Origin of the sequence: Pseudomonas morbosilactucae (assembly GCF_023241715.1) — a bacterium.
GTDB lineage: Bacteria > Pseudomonadota > Gammaproteobacteria > Pseudomonadales > Pseudomonadaceae > Aquipseudomonas > Aquipseudomonas morbosilactucae.
In genome coordinates this window covers 1-20659 of record NZ_JALQCW010000066.1, presented here as the reverse complement: position 1 = coordinate 20659, position 20659 = coordinate 1, and the positions used below count along the sequence as shown (strand labels likewise).

At 62.6% G+C, this 20659-nt stretch carries 16 protein-coding genes and 3 pseudogenes; 5 read left to right on the top strand and 14 right to left on the bottom strand.

What is annotated here, in order from left to right; genetic code table 11:
• Positions 1-43: 43 nt before the first annotated feature.
• Together M1B34_RS23565 and M1B34_RS23560 are read right to left on the bottom strand one after the other, a co-directional pair.
• Positions 44-991: a FecR family protein gene (locus M1B34_RS23565; protein WP_268266353.1), complete on the bottom strand. Its 948-nt coding sequence runs from the start codon at positions 989-991 to the stop codon at positions 44-46.
• Positions 992-1039: 48 nt separating this feature from the next.
• Complete coding sequence (locus M1B34_RS23560) at positions 1040-1561, bottom strand: sigma-70 family RNA polymerase sigma factor (protein WP_268266352.1); 522 nt, start codon at positions 1559-1561, stop codon at positions 1040-1042.
• 229 nt (positions 1562-1790) lie between these two features.
• Between M1B34_RS23560 and M1B34_RS23555 the strand changes: the two genes are divergently transcribed.
• From M1B34_RS23555 to M1B34_RS23545, 3 genes are read left to right on the top strand one after another with little or no spacing between them, the layout of a single operon-like run.
• Complete coding sequence (locus tag M1B34_RS23555; RefSeq protein WP_268266351.1) at positions 1791-4247, top strand: TonB-dependent siderophore receptor; 2457 nt, start codon at positions 1791-1793, stop codon at positions 4245-4247.
• 37 nt (positions 4248-4284) lie between these two features.
• On the top strand, positions 4285-5901 hold the full coding sequence (locus tag M1B34_RS23550) for a PepSY-associated TM helix domain-containing protein (protein ID WP_123333320.1): 1617 nt from the start codon (positions 4285-4287) through the stop codon (positions 5899-5901).
• Between the two features lies 1 nt (position 5902).
• The gene (locus M1B34_RS23545) at positions 5903-6205 is read left to right on the top strand and encodes an iron transporter (protein ID WP_221178424.1); all 303 of its coding nucleotides are present in this window, start codon (positions 5903-5905) and stop codon (positions 6203-6205) included.
• 162 nt (positions 6206-6367) lie between these two features.
• On the opposite strand, the gene M1B34_RS23540 is transcribed toward M1B34_RS23545, so the two are convergent.
• The 3 genes from M1B34_RS23540 to M1B34_RS23530 form a co-directional block, all read right to left on the bottom strand.
• Positions 6368-7165, bottom strand: a complete 798-nt coding sequence (locus tag M1B34_RS23540) for a phosphodiesterase (protein WP_123333318.1) — start codon at positions 7163-7165, stop codon at positions 6368-6370.
• A gap of 20 nt (positions 7166-7185) precedes the next feature.
• Complete coding sequence (locus M1B34_RS33775) at positions 7186-8682, bottom strand: methyl-accepting chemotaxis protein (RefSeq protein ID WP_279653434.1); 1497 nt, start codon at positions 8680-8682, stop codon at positions 7186-7188.
• A gap of 149 nt (positions 8683-8831) precedes the next feature.
• Complete coding sequence (locus M1B34_RS23530) at positions 8832-9791, bottom strand: DMT family transporter (RefSeq protein ID WP_268266350.1); 960 nt, start codon at positions 9789-9791, stop codon at positions 8832-8834.
• Positions 9792-9883: 92 nt separating this feature from the next.
• Between M1B34_RS23530 and M1B34_RS23525 the strand changes: the two genes are divergently transcribed.
• Positions 9884-10789 carry a LysR substrate-binding domain-containing protein gene (locus tag M1B34_RS23525; RefSeq protein WP_268266349.1) on the top strand — a complete coding sequence of 302 codons (906 nt, stop codon included), beginning with the start codon at positions 9884-9886 and terminating at the stop codon, positions 10787-10789.
• On the opposite strand, the gene nikE is transcribed toward M1B34_RS23525, so the two are convergent.
• The 5 genes and pseudogenes from nikE to nikA all read right to left on the bottom strand — a co-directional run bounded on the left by nikE (position 10717) and on the right by nikA (position 15689).
• Positions 10717-11553, bottom strand: a complete 837-nt coding sequence (gene nikE / locus M1B34_RS23520; RefSeq protein ID WP_268266348.1) for a nickel import ATP-binding protein NikE — start codon at positions 11551-11553, stop codon at positions 10717-10719. The two genes, M1B34_RS23525 and nikE, sit on opposite strands and share 73 nt — an antisense overlap.
• Positions 11550-12322, bottom strand: a pseudogene (locus M1B34_RS23515) (ATP-binding cassette domain-containing protein). Before M1B34_RS23515 ends, nikE begins: the two are co-directional and overlap by 4 nt.
• Positions 12322-13164 carry a nickel ABC transporter permease subunit NikC gene (gene nikC, locus M1B34_RS23510; RefSeq protein WP_268266347.1) on the bottom strand — a complete coding sequence of 281 codons (843 nt, stop codon included), beginning with the start codon at positions 13162-13164 and terminating at the stop codon, positions 12322-12324. Before nikC ends, M1B34_RS23515 begins: the two are co-directional and overlap by 1 nt.
• On the bottom strand, positions 13161-14102 hold the full coding sequence (gene nikB / locus M1B34_RS23505; protein WP_268266346.1) for a nickel ABC transporter permease subunit NikB: 942 nt from the start codon (positions 14100-14102) through the stop codon (positions 13161-13163). Before nikB ends, nikC begins: the two co-directional genes overlap by 4 nt.
• 3 nt (positions 14103-14105) lie before the next feature.
• Entirely contained in the window at positions 14106-15689 is a 1584-nt protein-coding gene (gene nikA / locus M1B34_RS23500) for a nickel ABC transporter substrate-binding protein (RefSeq protein WP_425273537.1), read from the bottom strand.
• A gap of 90 nt (positions 15690-15779) precedes the next feature.
• Here nikA and nikR point away from each other — a divergent pair, with 90 nt between their 5' ends.
• On the top strand, positions 15780-16199 hold the full coding sequence (gene nikR, locus M1B34_RS23495) for a nickel-responsive transcriptional regulator NikR (RefSeq protein WP_268263314.1): 420 nt from the start codon (positions 15780-15782) through the stop codon (positions 16197-16199).
• 153 nt (positions 16200-16352) lie between these two features.
• On the opposite strand, the pseudogene M1B34_RS23490 reads toward nikR, so the two are convergent.
• The 4 genes and pseudogenes from M1B34_RS23490 to M1B34_RS23475 form a co-directional block, all read right to left on the bottom strand.
• A pseudogene (locus M1B34_RS23490) lies at positions 16353-18025 on the bottom strand (GMC family oxidoreductase); the annotation flags it as partial.
• A 32-nt stretch (positions 18026-18057) separates the two neighbouring features.
• Positions 18058-19353: a carbohydrate porin gene (locus M1B34_RS23485; RefSeq protein WP_123333297.1), complete on the bottom strand. Its 1296-nt coding sequence runs from the start codon at positions 19351-19353 to the stop codon at positions 18058-18060.
• A 96-nt stretch (positions 19354-19449) separates the two neighbouring features.
• Positions 19450-20499, bottom strand: a complete 1050-nt coding sequence (locus M1B34_RS23480) for a 2,3-butanediol dehydrogenase (RefSeq protein ID WP_268266343.1) — start codon at positions 20497-20499, stop codon at positions 19450-19452.
• Positions 20496-20659 (bottom strand): annotated as a pseudogene (locus M1B34_RS23475) (MFS transporter); the annotation flags it as partial. The gene M1B34_RS23480 and the pseudogene M1B34_RS23475, both read right to left, overlap by 4 nt.

Below are 20659 nucleotides of genomic sequence, written 5' to 3'. Positions count from 1 at the left end.
CGGCTCCTACACAAGATGGAGGGCGGTAGGGGGCGGGGGTTGATCATTGGTCGGCATTCATCACCAGGGTCAGCCAGGGTAATCGGTAGATGCGCACGGGCTGGGTGCGGGCCAGGACGTCGAGCATGGCGGGGACGTCGTCGAGGCTGAATACGCCGCTCACGGCGGTGTCCGGCAGGTTGCCTGCTACGAGCAGGGAACCCGGCATATGCCGTTCAAGGTCGGCAAACACTTCCGCCAGCGGGCGGCGATTGAAGATCAGCTTGCCGCGTTGCCAGGCTGCGGCGGTGCTGATGTCCAGCGGGTGGGTGGGCGAAGGCGGCGAACCGTCCACAAAGTCGAGTTGCTGGGCGGATTTGAGCGGCACGGCGTCACCGCCGGATGAAACGTTCACCTCGCCTTCGGTCACGCCGACCCGCACACGATGGTCTTGGCGATCCACATCAAAACGCGTGCCCACGGCTTGCACGCTGCCGCCGGAGGCCTGGACCACAAACGGCCGGGCAGGGTCCTTGCTCACCTGAAACAGTGCTTCACCCTTAAGCAGGCTGATCTCGCGGCGTTGGGCGGTGTAATGCACGGACAGCGCCGTTGCGCTGTTCAACCAGACCTGGCTGCCATCCTCGAGCGTCAGCAGCTTGCGTTCGCCAACGGCGGTGGTGTGGTCGGCAAAATACACCTGCAACGGCTCATTGAAACCGCTGACGGCCAGCGCCGCCAGGCCGGCCGCCAACGCTGCCCAGCGCAGGGTGCGACGTTGCCTGGGAGCGGGGGCTACAAAGGTCGTGGCGCTGGTGGTTTGTGGCAAGGCTTGCCACATTTGCTCGGCCAAGGCCGCCGCTGCTTCATGGCGCGGGCTTTGACCCCGCCAGCGGGCAAACGCGGCGTGGTCGGCGTCGCTGGCCCGCCCGGACGTCAGGTGCACCCATTGCTCGATGGCCTGATCCTCCAGCTCAAGGCTGGACAGGTGGTGGTTCATACGCTCAGCCATGGTGAAGGGCTCAATGAAGCAGTCGGAAGGAGGGGCATGCCGCGCATTCTAAAGGCACTCCGACTGGCGTAGCCAATCCCGGCAGTGGCGCATGGCTTGAACGATGTATTTGCCCACCATGCTTTCCGACACCCCGAGGCGCACGGCGATTTGCGCGTGGGTCAAACCTTCGACGCGATTGAGCAACAGCGCCAGGCGCGCATTGCTGGGCAACAGGTGCAGGGCTTTGTCCAGTTGTTCGATGGCTTCGGCCGCGAGAAACGAGCGTTCCGGCGAGGCCATCGGGTCGCAGGCTTCATCGTCGGGGCCGGCATCGACCTGCCAGGCGGCGTGCCGTTGTTCCTGGCGCAAACGGTCGATGGCCAGGTTGCCGGCCACCCTGAAGACAAACGCCCGCGGTTCGACGATCTGCGCCGTATCGCCGAGCCCGGCCAGGCGCAGGTAAGTGTCCTGCGCCACGTCTGCGGCTTTCTCCACATTGCCCAATCGTCGCGCCAGAAAAGCCAGCAGGTCGGCATAGTGCTCCTGAAAGGCTGTCAGCAAATGATTTGAGTTGGGTGACACGGACATGCGTACTGCCCCGGCTGGTGAGGCGCGCATCCTATCTCAACTGAGAACAGTTATCATCACTGTTTCTGAAACCGCCTTTCCATGACTGTCGTTTTGCACCGCCACCGGCAGGATTTTGTAGGTGGGCAAAAAAAATATGACGTTCGACGGCAAGGTGGGTGGGGATGATTCGTCGTGGGTGTGAGCACGAATAATTCTCATGTCGTGATACCACTTACGGACGATTCAAATGCCGGCACCTTCGAACTTTTTTGCTCCTGTCAGCGGCCAGACGCTGACCCTGACGTTGATGCTGACCCTGGGCGGCAGCCTGCCCCTGGTGCCTTTGACGGTGCAGGCGGCAGATACCTCGACCCGCATCCAGTTGCAGATGGCCGCGCAGTCGCTGGACCAGGCGTTGACCCAACTGGCTGACCAGACCAACTTGCGGCTTATCTTCAATTCCAACGATGTGCGCGGGCAGAACGCGCCGGCCCTGAGTGGCCCCTACACCCTGGCCCAGGCCATGGACACGCTGTTGCGGGGCAGTGGCTACACCTGGCGTTTGCTCGACGAGCGAACCCTGGTCCTGGAGCCTTTGCCCAAAGCCGGCGATGCCATGGTGCTGGGGGCCACCACGGTCAGCGCCATCGATAACCCGCTGGGCGCGACCACCGAAGGCACCGGCTCCTACACCACGGGCGTCAGCAGCACGGCCACCCGCTTGAACCTCACCCCGCGAGAAACACCGCAGTCGGTCAGCGTGGTCACTCGCCAGCTGATGGATGACAAGAACTTGACCAGCCTGGACAAGGTGCTGGAAGAAACCCCGGGCATCACCTTTCAGTACCGTAACTTCGGCGGCCACGTGTACACCTCCCGTGGCTTCTCGCTGCTGGCTGAAAGCTTCCTGATCGACGGTGTGCCGGGCCAGGGTTATCAGATCACCGGCTGGATGAAACCCGATACCGCCATCTACGACCGGGTCGAGGTTTTGCGCGGGGCTTCCGGTCTGCTGGTCGGCGCAGGGGAGCCGGGGGGCGCCGTGAACCTGGTGCGCAAGCGACCCACCGCGGAAAACAAATTCTCGATCACCACCCGGGCCGGCTCCTGGGATCAATACCGCGTTGACCTCGACGCCAGCGGCAAGCTCAACGATTCCGGCAGCGTGCGCGGCCGCTTGGTCACGGCCTACGAGGACAATGGCTCCTACCTCGACCAACTCAACACCCGCACGCCGTTGTTGTACGGGATTGTCGAGGCCGACGTGAATGACAGCACCACCCTGACCCTGAGCCTGCGTCGCCAGGAAAACGTCATCAACGGTTATTCGATCTACGGGCTGCCGAGGTACAGCAACGGCAACGCCCTGGACATTTCCCGCTCCACGTCGCTGGTGCAGGATTGGAACCGCCATGAAAGCGACATGAGTGAGGTCTTTGCCGAAGTCGAGCATCGCTTCAACGACGACTGGGCCAGTACCACCTCGTTGACGTACTCCGAAGGCGGTTTTGATCAGCAGATTGCTTATGCGCGCGGCGCGATCAACCCGCAGACCAACGCCGGCTCGGTCTTTCAGAACGTGCTGTTTCGCCGGGATGAAGTCGCCAGCACCGGGCTGGACAGCCATATCAATGGCCATTTCGATGCCTTTGGCCTGACCCATGACGTTACCGTTGGCGCCACCTGGTCGCGGCAGGAAGCCAACACCAAACAGGTGCAGGTGTCCGCCAACAGGCTGCCGATCAATATCTTCGATGTCGACCACCACAGCCTGGCCAAACCGGCGAGGCCGGCCTGGGCCACCGATATCGATATGACTGAAGAACGCTCGGGCCTGTACGCCAACACCCGTCTGCGTCTGAGCGAGCCCTTGAGCCTGGTGCTAGGGGGGCGAGCCAGTTGGTATGACTACACCTATGACGTCCAGCGTGGTTCGGCGCTGCCTTATGAGTCCAAGGTGACCCGGGAAGTCACGCCGTACGTGGGGCTGATTTATGACATCGACGACCAATGGTCCTGGTACACCAGCTACGCGCAAATCTTCAACGCCCAGGGCAACTATGTGGACGCCAGCGGCAGCCCGTTGTCGCCGTCATCGGGTGACAATTATGAGACGGGGATCAAAGGCGCGCTGTTCGACAGTCGCCTGAACCTGTCGATGGCGCTGTTCTATATCAAGCAAACCGATGTCGCCCTGGTGGACACCGCCAACGTCGACTGTTTTTCCAACGACAGCAGCGGCACTTGCTACGTCAACGGCACGATCAAGCGCAGCAAGGGCATCGATATCGAAGCCAGCGGCGAGGTGTTGCCGGGCTTGCAGGTGTTCGGCGGCTACACCTTCAACCTTTTGCGCAACAACACCGAGGCGGTCGAAGTGGCGTACGAAACGCCCAAGCACATGCTGCGCCTGCAAACCAGCTACAACCTGCCGGGCCAGTGGAATCGCCTGACCTTGGGCGGCGGTGTGTCGGCGCAATCGGGTTACGAAGCGGCCTCGACCACCGGGCTGGAATTCGGCAGCAAGGGCTATGCGATCTGGGATGCTCGCGCCAGTTGGAAGCTCGACGAGCATTGGAAGGTGTCGCTCAATGCCGAGAACCTGTTTGATCGCCGTTACTACACCACCGCCGTGGCCACCGACCGGTCCAACCTGTTTGGTGAACCGCGCAGCTACCTGTTGACCCTGCGAGGGGATTTTTGAGTGCTGAAGCTGTTGCGGGCGTAGCGGGCAGGCCGTCATGAAGGACAGCTTTCGCCAGTCGATGGCCTGGCTGCACACCTGGTGCGGGCTGGCGTGCGGCTGGCTGCTGTGCGCGATTTTCCTGACCGGCAGCTTGAGCGTGTTTCGCGACCCCATTACCCGCTGGATGGAGGCCCAGCCCCTGGCCACCGTTGCGCAGGGGGAGAGCCTTGATACTGCCCGCGCCGTTGACCATGCGGCGCGCTACCTGGGTGAGCATGCCGCCGGTGCGCGATTCTGGAGGGTGCAGTTGCCGCAGCATCCGGGCGAGGCCATGACCTTGACCTGGCGGCTTGGGGATGGCACTCGGCAAGTGGCGTTGTCCGCGGATAACGGTGCGCCCCTGACACAGGGGCTGGCACGTAAAACCGAAGGTGGCCGGCATTTCATGTCCTTCCACTACATGCTGCACCTGCCGGTCCTGGGCTTCTGGCTGGTCGGCGGGTTGACCCTGGGCCTGCTGGTGGCGCTGATTTCCGGGGTGGTGGTGCACCGGCGGATCTTCCTCGATTTCTTTACCTTTCGGCCGGGCAGGGGGCCGCGTTCCTGGCTGGATGCGCACAACGCCGCGGCGGTCATGACTCTGCCTTTTCTGCTGATGATCGCTTACACGGGCTTGTCCATTTTCTACACCAGCTACGTGCCTGGTCCGCTGCGAGCGGTCTATGGGGCCGAGCCGGACGCCTACAGCCGGTTTCAATCCGACTTGTCGAACTCGGCGCAGTTGCCATTGAGCCCCTTGGGGCCTGAAGGGCAGACCGTCACGTCCCAATGGTCCGAGCTGATGCAGCGGGCGCAAGTGTTGCTCGGGCAGCCCGCGCGCCTGCTGTTGATCGACCGGCCTGGTGCACCCGGGATGAGCGTGCGGGTGTTGGGCCTGGCGGATACGGCACGGCCGTCACAGGCGCTGTTCACCCCCCAGGCCAGCGTCCTGTTCGATGGCGTGAGCGGCGCCGTGTTGCAGGTCCAGTTGCCGGAGGCGGCGACGCTGGCGATTGGCGAACGGATTTATGGGGTGATCAAGTCACTGCATTTCGCCGACTTTGGCGGCTGGAGCATGAAGTGGCTGTACTTCATCAGCGGCCTGCTGGGCATGCTGATGATGGCTGCCGGCACCCTGCTGTTTACGATCAAGCGGCGGATCAAGAGCCAGCGAGAGTTCGGCGCCGCGACTGCTGGGGTGTACCGGGTGGTCGATGCCCTCAACGTGGCCTGTGTGGCGGGCATGGGCGTGGCCTGTATCGCTTATTTCTACGCCAACCGGCTGCTACCCATTGAAATGCCGGGGCGGGCGCTTTGGGAAATCCGTAGCTTTCTGTTGGTCTGGCTGGCGGCGCTGGTTCATGCCCTGGCCAGGCCTTCCCACAAGGCCTGGAGCGAACAGCTGTTGTGTGCCGCGTTGCTGTGCTTTGGCCTGCCGCTGCTCAACCTGTTGACCACGGGGCAGCATATCGGCCGCTACATCGCCGCCGACGACTGGCAACGGGCAAGTGTCGAGGGCGTCGCGTTGACCTTCGGTGTGCTGCTGGTGGTTGCCCTGCGCAAGCTGCATCGTAAGCCCGACAGCGCCACTGAGCGCGGGCGTCGTTCCGCCAAACCGGCCCAGGTGAATTGAGATGGCCGCCACCCATAAACGCGAATCACCGAAGGGTTACCGTTGGCGGGTCTTGAGTCGGGTGTTGGCCGCCGGCCTGGGCGGTTATGGGGTGTCCTCGTCAGCCCTGTCGTTATTGGCAGTGCTGTTGTCCCGCACACCGGGCGTCAATCCGGCCGATGGGGTGTTGATCACCACGCTGCTGAGCTTCGGGCTGTACAGCGCCATCGTCATTGGGGTCTTCAGCCTTCGCAGTGTGCTCCGTGCCTGGCTCGTCCTTGGCGGTGCCATGCTGGTGTTGGGCGCCGCGCACCTGGCGCTGTAAACCCATTTCCCCGCACGTCGACGTTGTCGGTCTGGATGTGTTGGAGCTGGCTTGCCAGCAATCAGGGGCTTCAGGGCAGGGGGGCATCGCCGGCAAGCCGGCTCCTACAGGAGCACCGTCGAGCTTGATGTGTGTTGTAGGCCGGTGCAAAGCGCGGGTTGTTCAGGCGAAGGGCATTGGTCCTGGGAAGGTGCCGATGGGGACCCAGTGGGTGATAAGCCCGGTGTCGGGTTTCCAGTGATGCAGCAGCAGGGCGGGGGGCTCCAGGTAGGAGGCCTCCTGGGCGTTTTCGTCCAGGGCCAGGGCGATGGCCGTGGTGGTGCTGGGCGCGGTGCACAGCAAGGAGCCACCGAAGCGCAACTGCATGGAGCGGTGAATGTGCCCGCAGACGATGCGCTCGACTGTTGGGTAGCGCGCGACGACCTGGGCCAGACGATGCCCGTTGAGGCAGGCGTAGGTGTCGATGTAAGGAATACCGCTGAGGAAGGGCGGCTGGTGCAGCATGATCAGGGTCGGTCGATCCGGCTCTTGGGCCAGGGCCTGTTCGAGCCACGCCTGCGCCGCCTCGTCGACGTCGCCGTGATGCTCCCCGGGCACGGTGATGTCCAGGCCAATGAGGCGAACCGGCCCCAGATCCGCCGCCACGAAGTGCACGGGGCCTTGGCTGGCGCCTGGCATGGCCTGAGGGAACGCCGCCCTGAATCGCTCGCGGTCATCGTGATTGCCCGGAATCATCAACAGCGGCTGTTGAATACCGGCGAGCAACTGTTTTGCCATTTCGTATTCGGCCGGCAAGCCTTCATCCACCAGGTCGCCGGTGATGATGACCACGTCCGGGCGCGGACGCAGCCCATTCAAATGTTCGATCGCTTGCTGGCAGTGGCGGTTCGAATCCACCAGCCCCTGGTACAGCACGCCTGGGGGCCTAATGTGCAGGTCGGATAGATGGGCAATCAGCATGTCGCATCCTTTGTCGGTCGTTACTGGTGGAACTTGCGACCCAGGGTGTCCAGGCGAACCGCGATAGGGGGTAGGCGCTGGCTGCTCAGGGCGAGGGTTTCGACATCGTCGGCGGTGTTTTGCGCAATGCTTTGCACCGATTGCAGACGCCCGACAATCTCGACGCTCGCCGTGGATTGTTCGCGGGTGGTGGTGACGATACGCCCATTGAGTTGATCGATCTGCGAGATATCACTGCCCACGGCCTGCAACATCGCCACTGCCAGTTGACTGTCCTCGACGCAACGCTCTACGCCTTCGTGGCTTTCGTGCATGGCCTCGACAGCTTTGCGGCTGCCTTGTTGCAGGGCTTCGATGATGGTTCTGATTTCATGGGTGGAAACGGCGGTGCGCTGCGCCAGGCTTCGCACCTCATCGGCCACCACCGCAAAGCCTCGGCCTTGCTCGCCGGCGCGGGCGGCCTCGATGGCGGCGTTGAGGGCCAGCAGGTTGGTTTGTTCGGCAATGCTGCTGATGACCTCCAGCACACTGCCGATTTGCTCGGCCTGTACCGCCAGGACCTGCACCGTTTCATGGGTGCCTTTCAGGCGCGAGGCCAGTTGGGTGATTTCATGCTGGGCCCGGCTCACGCTTTCCTGCCCGCGGGTGATTTGCAGGCTGGCTTGGCCGGTGTGTTCAACGGCGTGCTCGACGTGAACCACAATGTGCCCCATGGCGTCCCCCATGCGCTGCATCGAGTCGGTCATCTGGGCGATTTCCGCCAGTTGGTGCTTGGCGCCTTTCTCCAGGGTATCGCTGGCCTTGGCCAACTCCTGGCCCAGATCACCCAGGCCCTGGGAGTCGTGGACCACCCCGTCGACCAGGGCCGTGACCTGCATCAGGAATCGGTCGAAGCGATCAGCCAGCGAAACGTGCACCCGCTCGTTGTCGCCCTTGCCCGGGTCGGCGGTGAGCTGTGTGGTGACTGTGAGCATTTTCTCCAGCATGTCCTGGCTCTCGACCGCCTCCGCCTGGCTGTGCACCGCCAGATAGAGCAGGGCGACGGTCTCCATGACCACGTAGAACGCGTGGACGAAAATCATCGTCCAGCCGCCGTGATGCTCCATGACGAACACTGGAAAACCTTGATGTTGCAGGACGTGGAACACCACGTGATGCACCGCGATGGTCAACGCCGCCACAAGGATCGGCAACCAGTCGCGATAAAAGGTCAGCACCGCCAGCAAGGCGAAAATGCCGAAGTGCGACTCGATGACCCCCTGGGCCTGGTTGATGTGCAAGGCCGCCATGACCATCAAGCCAACGCCCAGGCCGCAACGCATCCAGCGTGTGCCGCCGATGGCGCGATACAGCACGGTCAGCAGCACACAGGTGCCACCCCCCACCACCAGCGCCTGGATCAACGTGTCGTGCCAGAACGCCAAACCCAGTGAAAACACAAACATCAGCCAGACCAGCGCCAGCATGATGCGGTCGGCTTTGCGGTAATGCTCAAGAAAGCGCGGGTGGGCAGGCATTCACTTTTACTCCATGTCTTTGAGCCAGGAACAAAGCGGCCATGCGCCGTGACGGGACGTTACGCAGGCGGGGAGTGCAGCAGCGGTTCAGGAGGTTCTGGAGCCAATGATTCAAAGCAGATATCGGCACCCTGGGGAGGGACTTTAGATCAGGCAACGGCAGTTGATCGGCGCAACGTCAGGATGATGCGAACGGCCATGACCACGCCGACGAGCACCGCCGCCAGGCCTGACGCTTCCAACAGTGTTGGCAGGCGGCCATGAAACACCAAGCCGAGCAGGGTGGCGAACAGCGATTCAAGGGCGATCAGTTGCCCGGAAAGCACCATGGGCAGGCGGCGGGACGCGGCGTTCCACGCCCAGGCCCCGACCGAGGAGGACATCAGCGCAATCAGTAAACCCCAGCCGTACAGCTGTCCTGCCTGGGATAGGCCGAAACCCAGGCTCGGCAGGTTGAGCAGGCCGAGGGCCTGTACCAGCGGTAACAGACACAGGGTGCCGATGCCGGCGCCCGTCATCATCAGGCCGGTCCAGAGGGCTGATGCATGGGCCGGGAGCCTGCCCAGGGCGCTCTGATTCAGCACGCTGAAGACCAGCCACAGGGCAACGGCGCCGATGGAAAAACCCAACCCCATCAGCCACGAATGTCCGTCTGCGGCAGGTTGATGGGCGCTGCTGATGTTTGACAGCAGCAGCCCAGCCGTCAAAAACGCCAGCGGCATCGCCAGCCGGCGCCAGGGAAGGGTTTTATTCCGGGCGTTGCCGAGCAGGGCCAGCAACACCGGCACCAGGCCAATAAACGCGGGCGTCAGCACCGGCCCGCCGAAAATCACACCGGCGGCAATACAGCTGCTGTAGGCGAGGTAACCGATGACGCCCAGGCCTGCGGCGAGACATTGTTGATGGCGACGCAAGAGCCTTAGCTGGGCGCGACAGAACAGCACGACTGCCGCACCCAGCCCACCGGCGATCAGAAAGCGGATGGCCATCAAATCGTAGAGGCTGTAAGCGCCGGTGACATAGGGCGCCACGAAGTTCAGGGCCCAGCTTAGGGTCGCGACCACGGCCAGGGCCACGCCAATCAGGATGTTTGAGTGAGCAGTGGGCATCAGAAAGGTCCGTGAGGGATTCAGCGCATGTTGCACAGCCATGCAGCTGTGCTACAAACGAGTTCTCGGCCCTGGATGCATAACCTCTGATTATGAATAGTCTTGGAAAATCATTGCCGCCGCTGGCCAGTTTGCTGCCCTTTGAGGCCGCTGCTCGACTGGAAAGCTTTTCAAAAGCCGCCGAAGAGTTGCACATCACCCAAGCGGCGGTCAGCCGCCAGATCCGTGGGCTGGAAGACAACCTGGGGCTGAAGCTGTTCTGCCGCCGCAACCGCGCGGTCTTCTTGACCCAAGAAGGGCGTGAACTCGGGCGCGTGGTCAGCAGCGCGCTGCAAAGCATCAGCAACAGTGCCGTGGCCCTGCGTGAAGCCCCGCGTAAAAACCGCGTGGTGTTGCTCTGCCAGTTGTGCGAAGCCTTCTATTGGCTGATGCCGCGCCTGTCGACGTTCCACCAGCAGCACCCGGAAATCGAGATTCAACTCGCGACCACCACCCGGCCGTTGGCCGAATTCAATGACCCTTTCGATGTGGCCCTGCAAAGCAGCGGACGCCCCAGCGGCCTGCACGGTTTGGCATTCACCGCCGCGGATGAAGTGTTTCCCGTGTGCAGCCCTGAGTACCTGACTGGCCGGCAGCCACTCGCCCTTGCCGACCTTCGCCGCCACACCCTTTTGCACCACAGCGCCACGCCCCCGCACTTGATGGAATGGGACACCTGGCTGCAAGTCTTTGGGCAGACATTGGAGGATTGCCCTCAACGCTCGGTGTTTGACAGTTACCCCTTGATGCTCCAGGCCGCCGTCGAAGGCCATGGCATCGCAATGGGTTGGCGCCGAACCGCCGGCCGGCTGATTGAAAGCGGTGCGCTAGTACGACCTTGCGTAGAAAGCGTGCCGTTACCGCAGGCGATATCGGTTTTTACACACTACGGCGCAGAGACTCGGATTGAAGTGCGCGCGCTGGTTGAGTGGCTGGCGGAGGCGTTAAGGGAGGGCTGAGGTTCAGGCGGCAGTACGGAATCCTGAAGGCGCCGAGCGCAAGGATGAGTGAATCGCATACCCGGTTCTACCGGACGATCTTCGACGACGGTGCCGTCGGCCAGCACGATGACGCGCTGGCAAAAGTGTTGCACCAGGCTCAAGTCGTGGGTGATGAGGACAAATGCGGTGCCGAGTCGGTTGCGTAGGGTCGCGAGCAACTCAAGCATCTGCACTTGCAGCACACGATCAAGGTTGGAAAGCGCTTCATCCAGGATGATGAGCTTTGGCTCTACTGCGAGGGCCCTGGAAATGCCCGCGCGCTGCAGTTGACCTCCGCTTAGCTGCGAAGGCAGTTTTCCGGCGTTACTGGGCGCCAGTTGCACCTGTTGCAGCAATGCGGCAACACGCGCTTGGCAGTCGCTGGTGTTCAGGCCTCGAAGGTGGCGCAGAGGTTCGGCAATGCTCCAGCCGATGGTGCGCTGCGGGTTGAACGCACTGGGAGCATCTTGAAAAACCATCTGCACGGATTGCAAGAAGTGTGGGTTGCCCGGCTCTAACGGATCACCGTTGAAGGCAATGCTGCCTTGCTCCGGCTTTTCGATGCCCATCAATAACCGAGCTAGCGTGCTTTTACCGCTGCCACTGCCACCCAGCAGCCCCAGGCTTTGGCCCTCATGAAGCTCGAGGCTCAGTCCGCGAAGCACTTGTATGCGGTGCTTGCGGGTCAGAAAGCCGCCGCTGGTATAGCCATGGCTCAGATTTTTTGCGTGCAATAGGCTCATGGGTACGGATGCTCCCGGGTCAATGTGCGGTGGGCATGCAGGAGTGCCCGAGCAGCGGCACTTTGTGGCGATGCGAACAGGCTATGCACGTCGCCTGTTCAACGATGCGGCCGTTCTCCATCACGGCGACCCGGTGGCAACAGCGCGCCACGACCCCCATGTCATGGGTGACCAGCAGGACGCCAAGATTGCGCTGCGCTGCCAGTCGTTCAAGCAGGCCAAGAAACCGTGCCTGGGCAACCACATCCAGGTCGCTGGTGGGTTCGTCGGCCAACAAAAAGCGACTTTGGGCCATAAGTGCCAGGGCAATCATCATGCGTTGCAGCATGCCGCCGCTCAGTTGAAAGGCGAACGAATCGAGCACTCGATCAACGTCGTCCAGGCCTACTTCGTTGATGGCCTCGCGCATCTGCGTCTGGGCTGATGCCCCCTTGACGCCACGCACGCGAAGGGTTTCAAGCGCGTGTTGACGCAGGTTGCGTACCGGGTTGAAGGCACTGCGTGGGTTCTGCAATACCAGCGCGATTTCCCGCCCGCGCAGTTCATTGGCGAACACGCTGCGATCATCAATCAACAGGTCACCGGAGACCCGCTGCAAGCCATCCGGCAATAGATCGAGGATGCCCAGGCAGGTCAGGGATTTTCCCGAGCCGCTGGCCCCCACCAGGGCGCAGATCTGCCCGGTGTCGAGGGTGAGGTCGATGCCGTCGACCAGGGTGTGGCGACGATGCTCGATGCGCAAGTTTCGGAGCTGGAGTTGCCCGTGCATCATTTAACCTCCGTGCGCAGGGCCGGATCGAGGCGGTCTCGCAGTGCATCGCCCAGCAGGTTGAAGGCCATCACCGAAAAGAAAATCATCAGCCCCGGCCACAGCAGCAGTTGGGGCTGGGTCCATATGAACTCTTTGGCGTCATTGATCATCACCCCCCATTCCGGTGTCGGTGGGCTGACACCCAGCCCGAGAAATGACAGCCCGGACACGTGCAGCATCATATGGCCGATGTCCATCGAGGCGAGGACCAGCAACTGACCCGCCACATTGGGCAGGATGTGCTGGCGAACTCGGGTAATGCGCGAAGCCCCGGCAAGGCGCGAGGCAATGACGTAATCACGCCCGCGCTGGGCGATGACCATGCCGCGCACCATGCGTGCGTACCAGGCCCAATGGGAGAGAGCGATGGCGATGATTACGTTGGTCAAGCCGGTGCCGAGCAAAGCAATCAGGAAAAACGCCAATACCAGCGTAGGGAAGGTCAGGAACATATCGCACAGACGCATCAGCAACATGTCGATTCGGCCGCCGACAAACCCAGCCAAGCCACCTATTCCGATGCCCAGCGCCAACACCAGTGTGAGCGTCATCAGGACGCTGCCCAACGATAGCTGGGCGCCGACAATCAGTCGGGACAGTACATCCCGTCCAAGATGGTCAGTACCGAGCCAGTGGTGACTGCTGGAAGGCAGCAAGCGTTCGCTGAGATCGACCAGCGTCGGGTCATAAGGCGCGAGCCAAGGTCCCAGGACTGCCAACAGGACCAGGACACCGACCATCAGGCAACCCAGGCGCAGTCCCCAATTCGTTGTGGACGTTGACGATGCAAGAGTTTTCATGCCGATACCCCGGCCAGTCGTGTGCGCGGATCAAGCCAGGCATAGCAGATGTCCACGATCAGATTGCACACCACCAACAGCGCGGTCAGCAGCAGGGTAAAACACTGCATGACTGGGAAGTCGCGATTGAGCACGGCACCGACGGCGAAACGCCCCACACCTGGCCAGGCAAAAATGGTTTCAATCACCAATGCGCCGCTGAGCAGTTCGCCGATGTGCATGCCGGTGGCTGTCACCAGTGGCATCCAGGCATTACGCAGGATATGACTGCGCCAGACGCGCCGCTCGTCCAGGCCCCGTGCTCGCGCATAAAGCACATGGCGCTGTTGGCTGACGTCCAGCAGGCTGGCCCGCAACAACCGGGCATTGATCGACATGGACATCAAGGCGATCGCCAGGACAGGCATCACCAGGTGCGCGGCGTCGCCCCGGCCCAAGGGCGGTAACCAGCCGAGCCACAGGGAGAACAGCGCGATCAGCAGGAAGGCCAGCCAGAAATTGGGCATCGACACACCGATGAAGGTGACCAGACGTACCAACTGATCAGGCCAGCGTCCGCGCCAGCGTGCCGCCGCCAGGCCTAGCGGGATACTCATCAGCAGGGTCGATGCCAGAGCCAGTCCGCCCAGTTGCAGGGTGGCAGGCAGGTAGTACAACAGATCATCCAGCACCGGTCGTCCCGTGATGTAGGACGTACCGAAATCCAAGTGCAGCGCATTCCACAGCCAGGTCAGATATTGCTCGGGCAACGGTCGGTCCAGGCCGAGTGCATGTCGTGCTTCCTGCAACGCTGCATCGGTGGGCGGGATCTGCGAAAGCCGCAGATAATCCAGTGCCGGGTCGCCATTGCCCAGGTGCAACAGTGTGAAAACGATCAGCGAAACCCCAAGCAGCACGGGAATCAGTAGGACCAGACGCAGGAGTACATAACGCAACATGGCTTAAGGCTTCCCGCTGACGGGACGCATACGTTCGAAAGGTACATCGAATAGCGTACTGCCGAATTCGACGCCTTCGACAACTGGGCGACTGACGCTGATGGCTGTGAGGTGGGAAATTGGCAGGTACACAGCCTGCTCTTGCAGGGTGGTTAGAATTTCCCGGTAACCTTCGGCGCGCGCCTGCTCTTGGGTGCTGGCCAATACGTCGGCAATCTTGCGGTCGATGGCGTCTTTCATCGGCAAGCCGCGCTGGGCCATGTAATCAGCGTGTCCGGCGTAGCGCATGGAACTGATGAATGAATGGGGATCGTAGGGAGCACCCCAGGTGTCGGCGAAGATCATGCCGAAGCGGCCTTCACGCTGACGTTGTACCAACGCGCCTTCTTCTTCGGCACGCAGTTGCACCTCAATACCGATTTTCGCCAACTCGCCCTGGATGACCTCAGCCAGGCTTTTTTGCAACGCGCTGGTGCCCAGGAAACACAGTTCGATGCTCAGTGGCTGGCCGTCCTTCCGCAAAGGCCCTTTGGCCGAAGACGGCTTCCAGCCGGCCTCCTCAAGGGTCCTGCGTGCGGCAGCCGGGTCGAAGGGCAGGGCTTTGAGACCAATGTCGGTGTACGGCATGTTGTTGGAGAACAAGGCATCAGCGCGCGGTTCCAGGCCATGCAGCACCTTGGCGATGATCGTGTCTTTGTCTACGGCCTGATTGATGGCCCGACGTACCGCCAGGTCATTGGTGGGTGCCCGGCCAGTGTTCATTGCCAGCGTGCGCGTCGCCAAGGGTGCTGAGAGGGTGGCGCGGAAACCGGCTTCACGAAGCCGTACGAAGGTGCCCGGCGATATTTCGCCTTCCGCGCCTTGGATCAGGTCCAGCTCCCCGGTCTGCAGGGCGATGGCGCGGCTGTCCGGGTCGGAGATCACTTTGACCAGCACTGCTTCGTACGCAGGTTTTGCCCCCCAGTAATGCTCGTTTCGCTGGAAGCGGTCGTACTCGCCACGGCGGGTCTCGACAAGTTTCCATGGCCCTGTACCGATAGGGCTTCCCTGTTTCGCATGGGGGGTCGCAAAGCGCAGGGGGCGGACTTGGGCCAGTTCAAGCAGGGTGGGGTAATAGGGGTGTTTGAGGACCAGTACCAAGGTCTGGGGATCGGGTGATTCCACGCGCTCAAGGGTTGTGACCAGCTCCATCCATTGGTGTCTTTTGCTGTTGGCCAGCACGGCGTCCAGGTTGGCCTTGGCGGCAGCCGAGTCGAACGGGGTTCCGTCGCTGAACGTCACACCCTCACGAAGTTCGAAGGTGTAGGTTTTACCGTCCGGTGAAATGCTCCAACTTTTGGCTAACCACGGCTCCAGCGAGCCTGCTGCGGTGTAGCGCACCAAGGGTTCATAGACCATGGCCTGGGCGTACATTTGGTTGGGCGAATAGCCTCTGGGGTCTAGCGGGCCAGCGTTGGTGGGCCAGCTGTAAGTGAGCGTTGCGCGTGACGATTCGGCACGGGCACTGGCAATGTTCAAGAGACCTGCTGCAAGACACGCCGCCTGGATCCATCGACCGATCTTTTGTTTCGTCCTTCTCTGCTTCACACTCATGTCCCCCCAAATGATGGCGGGCATAGAGTATTCATCGATAAGTATGATGTCTATTGGTAAAGCTCATACTGGCGGAAGGTATTAATGCAACGAGTAACCATCACATTGGACGAGGACCTCTTGGCCGCCATTGACCGGCGTGTGGACACCCACGGGTATCAGGGCCGCTCTGAAGCTGTTCGCGATTTGCTGCGAGCCGGGTTAGCGGACACCGAGGCTGGAGACCCCGAGGCTGGCTGTGTGGCCACCTTGAGTTATGTCTACGACCACCACACCCGTGAGCTTTCCAAACGCTTGAATACTACGTTCCATGCACACCATGACCTGACGATGTCCACCCTGCACGTGCACCTTGACCACGGCAATTGTCTCGAGGTGTCTGTATTGAAAGGGCCTACCGGGCAGGTCACGGAGTTAGCGCAACATGTCATGGCTGAGCGCGGCGTCCGGCATGGCAATGTGCAGATCATTCCGGTCGATAACATCGGGCACGAACACGATTAGATCCTGCCGTAGGCCCCGCCGAGGCCATGGCCTCGGTCGCGTAGATTTGCCGTCGCCCAACACCCTGGCTGTCGGTTTGATGCGCCCTATCGGGCGCACCAAATCCACTGACCCCAAGACCCACCCCTGACGAGCACCTGCGCTTTTTACCCCACAGCCAACGAAGGCACCTGTTGCTCTAGACGAGCGAGTGGGCGAGTGGTGGGCGGTGTTTTACCCAGCACCAGGTCCGCGGCTTTTTCGCCGATCATGATGGCCGCGGCGTTGGTGTTGCCGGTGGTCAGGCTGGGCATGATCGAGGCGTCGGCCACGCGCAGGCCTTGCAGGCCGTGGACCCGCAGTTGGTCGTCGACCACCGCCAGCGCGTCGTGGCCCATTTTGCAGGTGCCGACGGGGTGGAACACGGTGCCGAGGTTGTCGCGAACCCATTGTTCGATCTGCGCCTGGCTCTCGACCTGGGGGCCGGGTATCAATTCGCCCTTGAGACGCTGGGCGAATGCCTTGCTCGCCGTCAGCTTGCGCACCAGGCGCACGCCTTCTACCAGTTTGCGCAGGTCCTCCGGGTGGCTGAGGAAGTGACTGTCGATGACGGGCCTGTCATGGGGATCGGCGGAGTGCAGCCGGACCTGGCCGCGACTTTGCGGGTGCATCACGGCGATGTGCAGGCTGACGCCATGGCCGAATGGCACCAGGCGCTGTGGCTGGTTCTTCAGCGCCGGGGCGACGATCAGGCCCAGTTCCGGCGCGGCATCCTCGGGTTGCAGGCGCAGGAACGCGCCGGATTCCACGGTGTTGGAGGTCATGGGGCCGCGGCGTCGGCTCAGGTATTGCCAGGGCGAGCGGGCCAGGGGCAGCAGGCCTTTGGCCGACACCCCGTAGGTCAGCTCGCTGTCGCAGCGGTACATCAGCACCACGTCTTGATGGTCTTGCAGGTTGTGGCCGACCCCCGGCAGTTCGTGGCGCTGGGCGATGCCATGGCGCTGCAGTTCGGCGGCGGCGCCGATGCCGGAGAGCAGCAGTATTTGCGGTGAATTGATGGCGCCAGCGCTGAGGATCACTTCGCGTCGGGCCTGTAACTGGAACACGGTGCCCTCCTGGCTGACCTCGACGCCGCAGGCACGATCGCCTTCCAGCAGCACGCGGTGGGTGAGGGTCGAGCTCAAGACGCAGAGGTTGGGGCGCGACAGCACCGGGTGCAGGAAGGCCCGCGCGGCGCTGCAGCGTTCACCGTTGATCTGGGTGACGTGAAAGGGGCCGTAGCCTTCCTGTTCCTCGCCGTTGAAGTCCGGGTTGTAGTGCCAGCCCAGTTCCTTGGCGGCCTGGTAGAACACCGGGTTGATCGGGCTGGGGCTGCGCTGCGCAGCGACGTTGAGTTCGCCGCCTTGCCCATGCCAGGGTGAGGCGCCGGGCTCGAAGTGTTCCGAACGCAGGAAGTACGGCAGCAGTTCGTCGTAACTCCAGCCCGGGTTGCCGGCCGTCGCCCAGCGGTCGTAGTCGTTGCGGTGGCCGCGGATGTAGATCATCCCGTTGATGGCGCTGGAGCCGCCCCAGAGCCGGCCGCGGGGGCAGGGGATCGGGCGGTTGCCGCTCTCCGCCTGGGCACTGAACTGATGCATCCAGTTCCACTTCGGGTTGGCGATCAGGCGGATGATGCCCGCCGGGGTGCGCACATAGGCGCCAGGAAACAGGCTGCGGTCGCTGGGGCCGGCCTCGATCAGGCAGACGCTGGTCTGCGGATCGGCCGACAGACGATTGGCCAGCACGCAACCGGCCGAGCCGGCACCGACCACGATGTAGTCGAATGAACGTGGCGCAGAATCAGTCATGGTAGATACCTCGTTGGCAGTAGAAAATAGGTTTACAGGCCCAGGGCCGCGCCGACGTCGAACATGACTTGCAGGCCGACGACAAAGCCGTTGCCGCTCAGCTCGCGAGCTTCTGGGTTGTAGAAGTTGTCCGGGTTGATCAGGTACTGGACGCTGGGCTCCAGCGCCAGGTGCCGAGTCAGGGCGAAGTGGCCGTTGGCCTCGATGGCGTAGACATTGCGCTCGCCCAGGCGGGTGTCGCCGCCGTTGGCGATCCGTGCCTGTTGCTGGAAGCGCAACTGGTGGTCGTTGATGCGCAGGTAACTGGCCTTGAGGTTGAGCTTGTCCTGGGGGCGGTCGAAGGGCGCGAGGTAGGTCAGGCCGGCCTCGGCGAAATGGCTGAAGGGCTGTTTGTCATCGGCGGCCACCGACAGCGAACCAAATGCCAACAGCGCCTGGGGGGCGGTGCCCCGGCCGCCGTCGGCCCGCCAGAAGCCTTGCTGGAACTTGAAGAAGGCACCGTGGGTGCCGTGCTCGCTGGCGCCGGTCAGCGGGTCTTGCTGGTTGGCGGTGTTGTAGTAGCCGTTGAGTTCGTAGTGGGCGCTGTAGGCCCCGTCATTCTTGCTGCCGATGCCCAGCAGCAGGCTGGTGCCGCTGGCGTCGTCGGTGCTGAAGTCCAGGCCCTTGCGCTTTTTCAGGTAGTCCGCCGGGTTCGACTCGAAGGCACCGGCGTGCACATAGAAACCGGGTGTCGGCTGGTACTTCAGGTAGCCGCCCCAACTGCCATAGGGCGGCGGCAGGATGCCGGTGGACGAATCAATGATCGGGTCGTTGCAGGTGACCACCGTTTCGCAGTTGTAGATATAGAAATAGCGCCGGGCATTGGTGCGCCCCAGGCTCATGTCGAGCTGGCCGTCGAGCCAGGTCTGCTGGTAGGTCAGCAGGCTCAGTTGGTTGCTGGTAATGTCGTTGTGGATCGGCGCCCCGGCAAAATAACTGCCGGCGGCGCCTTGCCAGTTACGTGAAGTCGGCTGACCGGTGGCGGTGTCGAGGATGAACAGGGTTTCCTCGAAATGAACACTCGCGCCTTCGAGGCCAGCGAGGGTGTTCAGGTCGACATCGGCGCCGACGAACAGGTCGCCGCTGTTGCCGACGCTGTGCTCCCGCGGCCCGGTGTCGAAATTCTTCATCGACAGGTTCCAGAACTGCACATGGGGTTGAATGCCGTAAGCGGCCAATTGCTCACCGAGGCCGGCTAACGGGCCTTCACGGCTCGGTACATCGGCCTGGCACAGCGGAGTGAACACAAGCGCTGCAAGCAGCGGGCACAGCAGGGGAAGGGTGTTCATGGGCGTTACTCGTTTTTATTGTTGTTGGGTCGGTGGTAGTTGCGAGCTTCAAGCTTCAAGTGGCGAGCTTGAGGCTTGAAGCTCAACGCTTGAGGCTCAGCGCTCCCCACCCACAATCACCTTGATCTGGCTTTTGTCCTGCAACAGCGCTTCGAAGCCCTGCGCTACGGCTTGGTCAAGGGTGACGCAGCGGGTGATGACGCGCGTCAGGTCGAGTTGGCCGCTGGCCAGCAGTTCGATCAGGGGCGGATAGGCATGGCGATAGCCCACGCTGCCGAGCAGGCGCAGTTCGTTGTTGACCAGGTGGAAAGCGTCGATGCTGACCTGGCCCATCAACCCCACCAGCACCACCTCGCCGCCCTTGCGCAGTGCCTGCAGGGCGAGGCTCAGGGTCGGCTGGCTGCCAGCGGCCTCGAAGGCGGTGTCGAAGCCGCCGCCGCTGAGGTGATGCAGGCGTTGCGACAGGTCTTCGGCATGGCCATCGAGCACCTCCAAGGCACCGAACTCGTGGGCCAGTTGCCGCCGTTCCGGGCTGATGTCCACGGCGTAGATCCGCTCCACGCCGCGCAGGCGTGCCAACAGGATCAGCAGCAGGCCAATGGGGCCGAGGCCGAACACCACGCAACTGTCACCGGCCTTGAGGCTGCTTTGGTTCAGCGCGTGAAAGGCCACTGCCGCCGGTTCCAGCACCGCGGCCTGCTTGAAGCTCACCGAGTCCGGCAGCAGGTGCAGCATGTAGGCCGGCACCAGCACCTGCTCGGCGAAGCCGCCATCGCCCATCAGGCCGATAAAACCCATGGACTGGCAGAGGTTGTACTGGCCGGCTCGGCAGTACTGGCAATCGCCGCAGCGATACTCGGGCTCTACCGCCACCCGGCTGCCCACCTGCACCTGGTCGACGCCTGGGCCCAGGGCCAGGACCTGGCCACAGAATTCATGGCCGAGGGTCAGGGGCGCACGGCAACCGGACAGCGGGTGCGCCACCTGTTGCGGAATCGAGTGCGGGCCGTCGGCGTATTCGTGCAGGTCGCTGCCACAGATGCCGCAATAGGCAACCTGAAGCAACACCTCGCCCGGGCCGGGCTCCGGCAGTTGCAGATCGGTCAGGCGCAGGTCGCGGGCGGCATGCCAACGCAGTGCTTTCATGGCTGGTTTCCTTGCAGGGCGCAAGACGCGGAGGGTTCGGCACGGCGGCCACGAGCGAGTACTGCCGGGGCGGTTTCCTTGAGGAACAGGGCCAGCAGCGCGGCCAGCAAGGCGCCGCCGCAGGCGATCCACATGACGATGGACAGGCCGAAGCGGTCGG

Coding starts and splice junctions, on each gene's coding strand:
- M1B34_RS23565 (WP_268266353.1), bottom strand. CDS start 991: ATGGCTGAGCGTATGAACCACCACCTGTCCAGCCTTGAGCTGGAGGAT.
- M1B34_RS23560 (WP_268266352.1), bottom strand. CDS start 1,561: ATGTCCGTGTCACCCAACTCAAATCATTTGCTGACAGCCTTTCAGGAG.
- M1B34_RS23555 (WP_268266351.1), top strand. CDS start 1,791: ATGCCGGCACCTTCGAACTTTTTTGCTCCTGTCAGCGGCCAGACGCTG.
- M1B34_RS23550 (WP_123333320.1), top strand. CDS start 4,285: ATGAAGGACAGCTTTCGCCAGTCGATGGCCTGGCTGCACACCTGGTGC.
- M1B34_RS23545 (WP_221178424.1), top strand. CDS start 5,903: ATGGCCGCCACCCATAAACGCGAATCACCGAAGGGTTACCGTTGGCGG.
- M1B34_RS23540 (WP_123333318.1), bottom strand. CDS start 7,165: ATGCTGATTGCCCATCTATCCGACCTGCACATTAGGCCCCCAGGCGTG.
- M1B34_RS33775 (WP_279653434.1), bottom strand. CDS start 8,682: ATGCCTGCCCACCCGCGCTTTCTTGAGCATTACCGCAAAGCCGACCGC.
- M1B34_RS23530 (WP_268266350.1), bottom strand. CDS start 9,791: ATGCCCACTGCTCACTCAAACATCCTGATTGGCGTGGCCCTGGCCGTG.
- M1B34_RS23525 (WP_268266349.1), top strand. CDS start 9,884: ATGAATAGTCTTGGAAAATCATTGCCGCCGCTGGCCAGTTTGCTGCCC.
- nikE (WP_268266348.1), bottom strand. CDS start 11,553: ATGAGCCTATTGCACGCAAAAAATCTGAGCCATGGCTATACCAGCGGC.
- nikC (WP_268266347.1), bottom strand. CDS start 13,164: ATGAAAACTCTTGCATCGTCAACGTCCACAACGAATTGGGGACTGCGC.
- nikB (WP_268266346.1), bottom strand. CDS start 14,102: ATGTTGCGTTATGTACTCCTGCGTCTGGTCCTACTGATTCCCGTGCTG.
- nikR (WP_268263314.1), top strand. CDS start 15,780: ATGCAACGAGTAACCATCACATTGGACGAGGACCTCTTGGCCGCCATT.
- M1B34_RS23485 (WP_123333297.1), bottom strand. CDS start 19,353: ATGAACACCCTTCCCCTGCTGTGCCCGCTGCTTGCAGCGCTTGTGTTC.
- M1B34_RS23480 (WP_268266343.1), bottom strand. CDS start 20,499: ATGAAAGCACTGCGTTGGCATGCCGCCCGCGACCTGCGCCTGACCGAT.